This window comes from Synechococcus sp. W60.3, from assembly GCF_047502615.1.
Lineage (GTDB): Bacteria > Cyanobacteriota > Cyanobacteriia > Thermostichales > Thermostichaceae > Thermostichus.
Genome location: NZ_JANSHJ010000059.1, coordinates 1 through 4,475, shown reverse-complemented (window position 1 = coordinate 4,475; position 4,475 = coordinate 1). Strand labels below are relative to the sequence as shown.

Below are 4,475 nucleotides of genomic sequence, written 5' to 3'. Positions count from 1 at the left end.
ATTATACATTATTTTCAGTATAGTTGAGCTTATTATTGACTAGAGTCATGCTCTCAAGCTAGCCTTCCCACTAAGCCCACGACAAACCAACAGGCAGGACTGGATGGCAGCCAAGAAAACCGACACCAAACGCCCAATCGAATCCTACGAGCACCGCGACAAAGAGCGTGTCAATAATCCACCTGTGGGGTTGGTGACGCCCCAGACTGACCCGGATGCCGGGCAAACGAAAAAGCGCTATGCCTACGATCCTCACCTCGACCCGCAACTGGTCTGGGCCGGCAAGGCCGAGCACACCTCGTTCGCGGTGCCGACGATCTCGCTCCATGTCCACGAGCGCATCGACCCCCGTACGATCATCGAGGCGGTGAAGAAGCGGAACGGCAGCGGCGGCGCGGAGCAACTCAGCCTTTTTGAAGAGGAACGCCGAGAGCCGCTGCGCCAGGCCGTCGAGTTCTACCAGCACAAACACGGCTGGACCAACCGCCTCATCGCTGGCGACTCGCTCCTGGTGATGAATTCGCTCCTGGAAAAAGAGGGCATGGCGGGCAAAGTGCAGATGATCTACCTCGACCCGCCCTACGGCATCAAATACGGCTCTAACTTCCAGCCCTTCGTCAACAAGCGCGACGTCAAGGACGGCAAAGACGAGGATTTAACCAGCGAGCCAGAGCAAATCCGCGCCTTCCGCGACACCTGGGAGCTAGGCATCCACTCCTACCTCACCTACCTGCGCGACCGGCTACTGCTGGCGCGAGAACTCCTCACCGAAAGCGGCAGCATCTTCGTGCAGATCGGCGACGAGAACGTCCATCTGGTACGCTGCTTGATGGATGAAGTGTTTGGGGCGGGGAATTTTGTGCGACTTATCACGTTCGCTAAAACCGGCAGCATGGTATCCAACGAGTTAGGCCGGACGAGTGATTATCTGAATCTGGTATGCCAGGGATAAAAAATATTTGAAATATCGCCAGTTGTATTCTGAAAAGCTGCCTGATGCCTTCTATAGTAATGTGGAGCTACCCGACGGTACCGTGCGAAAGATTACCCGGGCCGAGATGGTCGATCCGTCGCTGTTGCCAGCGGGAGCAAAGGTCTTCCAGCTCGTAAGCCTGGAGAGCTCGGGGCCGCCGGGCGAGGATACGCCGCTCCAATTTAAGGGAGAGACCTTCAGACCGAACAAGAACAGCCATTGGAAGCTGATCTACCCCGATGGCATGGAGGCGTTGAAACGCACGGGTCGCGTGACTAAGGATGGCAGCAAACTTCGATGGAAATATTATATCGACGATTATCCGCTCAAGGTCTTGTCTGAGGTCTGGGACGACACGGCCGGATTCAATCCTGAGCAACGATACGTGGTTGAAACGCGTACGAAGGTTGTAGAGCGCTGCCTCCTGATGACCACCGACCCGGGCGATTTGGTGTTTGACCCGACGTGTGTGCGGAAGGGGACGCGGGTGTGGTGTGTGAAGGACGGGGGACGCTCCCTCCCCGTTTACGGGGAGGGCTGGGGAGGGGCTGACAGAGGAGAAGCTAACTAGGAAGAGGCCAACTGTGGAGGGGCCACACTGCTTTCCGAGGATGGAGGAGGCAGCCCCCCTGTAGTCCCCCCGAATGCGGGAAGCAGCCCCCCTGTGGTCCCCCCGCATGGGGGGGGGACACTGCTCCCTCCCCGCTTGTGGGGAGGGCCGGGGTGGGGCTGAATGGGATAGGGCCATCCTGCGCCCCATCGAATCCATCCAGCCCGGCGACTGGGTTTTGGGGCATGACGGGCAACCGCATCGCGTCGTGCGCGTGATCCGCCGGCCGTACCGCGGCAAGATGATCGGCATCCGCCACGAAAAAACTGACGCGACGCTCTGGCTCTCTGCCGACCACAAGGTGCTCGCCAAACGCCGCCCGCGCTCACTGGGAGGGCATAACGACTGGTCGGGCATTCCCCGGGGGTTGCGCGGGCGAAGCAAAATGCTGCGGCGTGAAATGACCCCGCCGGAGCGTAAGCTGTGGACGGCGCTGCGCAACAACCAAACCGGTTTCGCCTTCCGACGCCAGCATCCCATCGGTCGGTATATAGCAGATTTTTACAGCCGCGACGCCCAACTTGTCGTCGAGGTGGACGGCGTGCTGGCCCACAGCAGCGAAGAGGCACTGGCTCACGATCAGGCCCGCGATGCCTATCTCCGCGAGCTGGGCTTGGAGGTGCTGCGCGTCCCGGCCAGGGAGGTGCTGTCCAATCTGGAGGGCGTTTACGAAACCATTCGACACGCCTGCCAACTTCAGCTCAGCGTCGAGAAGGCCGAATGGGTGGAAGCGCAGGACCTGGCTGTGGGGGATTGGGTCTTCTTTGGTCCGCAGCGGGTCGCCGTGCGCATCGCCGAACTCCACACGCAAGAAACCGAAGAGGAGTTGTATGACCTGGAGGTAGAAGACTCGCACTCTTTCATCACGGAGCTGTGCGTCGTGCACAATTGCGGCAGCGGCACCACCGCCTACGTTGCCGAGCAGTGGGGCCGGCGCTGGATCACCTGCGACACCTCACGCGTCGCGATCACAATCGCCCGCCAGCGGCTGATGACTGCGGTTTTCGACTACTACGAACTGGCGCACCCGCAGGAGGGCGTCGGCTCCGGCTTCAAGTACAAGACCGTGCCCCATGTCACGCTCAAGTCCATCGCCAATAACCCGGAGATCGACGGCATTTACGCGCGGCTCCATCCGGCAGTGGCAGCGGCCCTTGCTGAGCTGAACGCTGCGCTTCATGGCCAGCCGGTCAAATTCCAGGTCACCCAAGGCGGTCGGGCCGGCCAGTTCGTGGACTTCGCCGCACCCGATGAAGCAACCTTCACCATGCCCGCTAGCCAGGTGGTCAAGGTCAACGAGCTGGTGGAATGGGAAGTGCCCTTTACGTTTCCTGCCGACTGGCCGGAAAAAGCGCGCGAACCCTTCGAGCGTTTCCATCAAGCCCGCCGCACCCTCCAAAAGGAGATCGACGCCGCCATCGCCCGCCATGCGCCGCAGGAGACGCTCTACGACCAGCCCTTTGTGGACAGGAAGAAGGTGCGCGTCACCGGCCCCTTTACGGTTGAAGCGGTGCCGGCACCGGCGGTCAAGTCGGTGGACGAGATTTTGGAGGAGAAGCCGCAACCTGCCGATACGTCTATTACCCGCTCCGGCGAGACCCTGCGCCAGGCCGAATGGCGTGACGAACTGCTGCGCACCGGCATTCGCGGCAAGAACGGGCAATACATCCGCTTTGCCCGCCTAGAGCCCCTGCCCGGTTGCCGCTGGCTCCATGCCGAGGGGGAAACGCGGCCAAGCGACGAAGGGGCAAATACCGTGCGCGAGACGGCGCCAGCCTACGATCCCATGCGCGTGGTCGTCTCCTTCGGCCCGGAATATGGCCCGCTCGAGCAGCGGCAAGTTGAGCATGCCTGGCAAGAGGCGCGGATGCTCAGCCCACAGCCCAAACTGCTGATCTTCGCCGCCTTTCAATTTGACCCCGAAGCAGCAAAAGATATTGACGAGATGAAGCCAGAGCTGGCCGGCATGCAGTTCCTCAAAGTCCAAATGAACGCCGACCTACTCACCGACGACCTCAAAAAGAAGCGCGCCAGTAACGAATCCTTCTGGCTCATCGGGCAGCCGGATGTGGAGCTGCGCAAAGCCGAAGATGGCTGGTTTGTGGTTGAGGTACACGGTTTCGACTACTACAACACCAAGACCGGGGCCATCGAATCGGGCGGCAAGGACAAGATTGCCATGTGGATGCTCGATACCGACTACGACGGGCGCTGCCTCTACCCCCGTCAGGTCTTCTTCCCGATGGCGGGCGAGAAAGAAGGCTGGGCGAAGCTGGCGCGCAATCTCAAGGCCGAGATTGACGAGGACCTCATAAAAGCCTATAGCGGTACGGTGTCGTTGCCCTTCGCACCGGGCGAGCACAAGCGCATTGCCGTCAAGATCGTGGATGACCGGGGCATTGAGAGCCTGAAGGTAATGGAGTTGCCAATATGATCGATGATCAAACCTTGCAAGAGATCGTCCGGCGTATCGTGGCAGCGGCCCAGCCCAGCCGCGTACTCTTGTTTGGCTCCTATGGCCGCGGCGATGCCGACGCGGGTTCCGACCTAGACATCATGGTGATCAAACCAGAGGTGTCTGATCGGTACGCCGAAATGATTCGTTTGCACGAAGCGGTGGGCGATATGGGCCCAGGGTTGGATATCCTCGTTTATTCCGAGGCGGAATACCAGCGGCGCAGCCGTGTGCCAGGCACCGTGCTGTACTGGGCGCGCAAGCAGGGAAAAGACCTCTATGAAGCCGCATCTTGAGGAGGCTTGGCGGTTGTTGCGCCTAGCGGAGCGCGACATCAAAGCCTTCGAAGTCCTCAAAAAAGCGCCGGATGTTCATCTCTCCATTACAGCCTGTTAAGAGCTCAAGGGGTACAATAGCAGCACTTAGCAAACCAACTT

At 60.1% G+C, this 4,475-nt stretch carries 4 protein-coding genes; all 4 read left to right on the top strand.

Features of this window, described 5'->3' with window-relative positions; genetic code table 11:
* Window positions 1–103: 103 nt before the first annotated feature.
* The 4 genes from NW846_RS12260 to NW846_RS12245 all read left to right on the top strand — a co-directional run bounded on the left by NW846_RS12260 (window position 104) and on the right by NW846_RS12245 (window position 4,334).
* On the top strand, window positions 104–952 hold the full coding sequence (locus NW846_RS12260) for a DNA methyltransferase (protein ID WP_206336851.1): 849 nt from the start codon (window positions 104–106) through the stop codon (window positions 950–952).
* Window positions 953–959: 7 nt separating this feature from the next.
* On the top strand, window positions 960–1,544 hold the full coding sequence (locus tag NW846_RS12255; RefSeq protein ID WP_414348329.1) for a hypothetical protein: 585 nt from the start codon (window positions 960–962) through the stop codon (window positions 1,542–1,544).
* A 247-nt stretch (window positions 1,545–1,791) separates the two neighbouring features.
* A complete protein-coding gene (locus NW846_RS12250; RefSeq protein ID WP_414348332.1) occupies window positions 1,792–4,017 on the top strand; it encodes a DUF559 domain-containing protein in 2,226 nt (741 codons plus the stop codon).
* On the top strand, window positions 4,014–4,334 hold the full coding sequence (locus tag NW846_RS12245; RefSeq protein WP_011430170.1) for a nucleotidyltransferase domain-containing protein: 321 nt from the start codon (window positions 4,014–4,016) through the stop codon (window positions 4,332–4,334). The genes NW846_RS12250 and NW846_RS12245 overlap by 4 nt, the downstream gene beginning before the upstream one ends.
* Window positions 4,335–4,475: the final 141 nt, after the last annotated feature.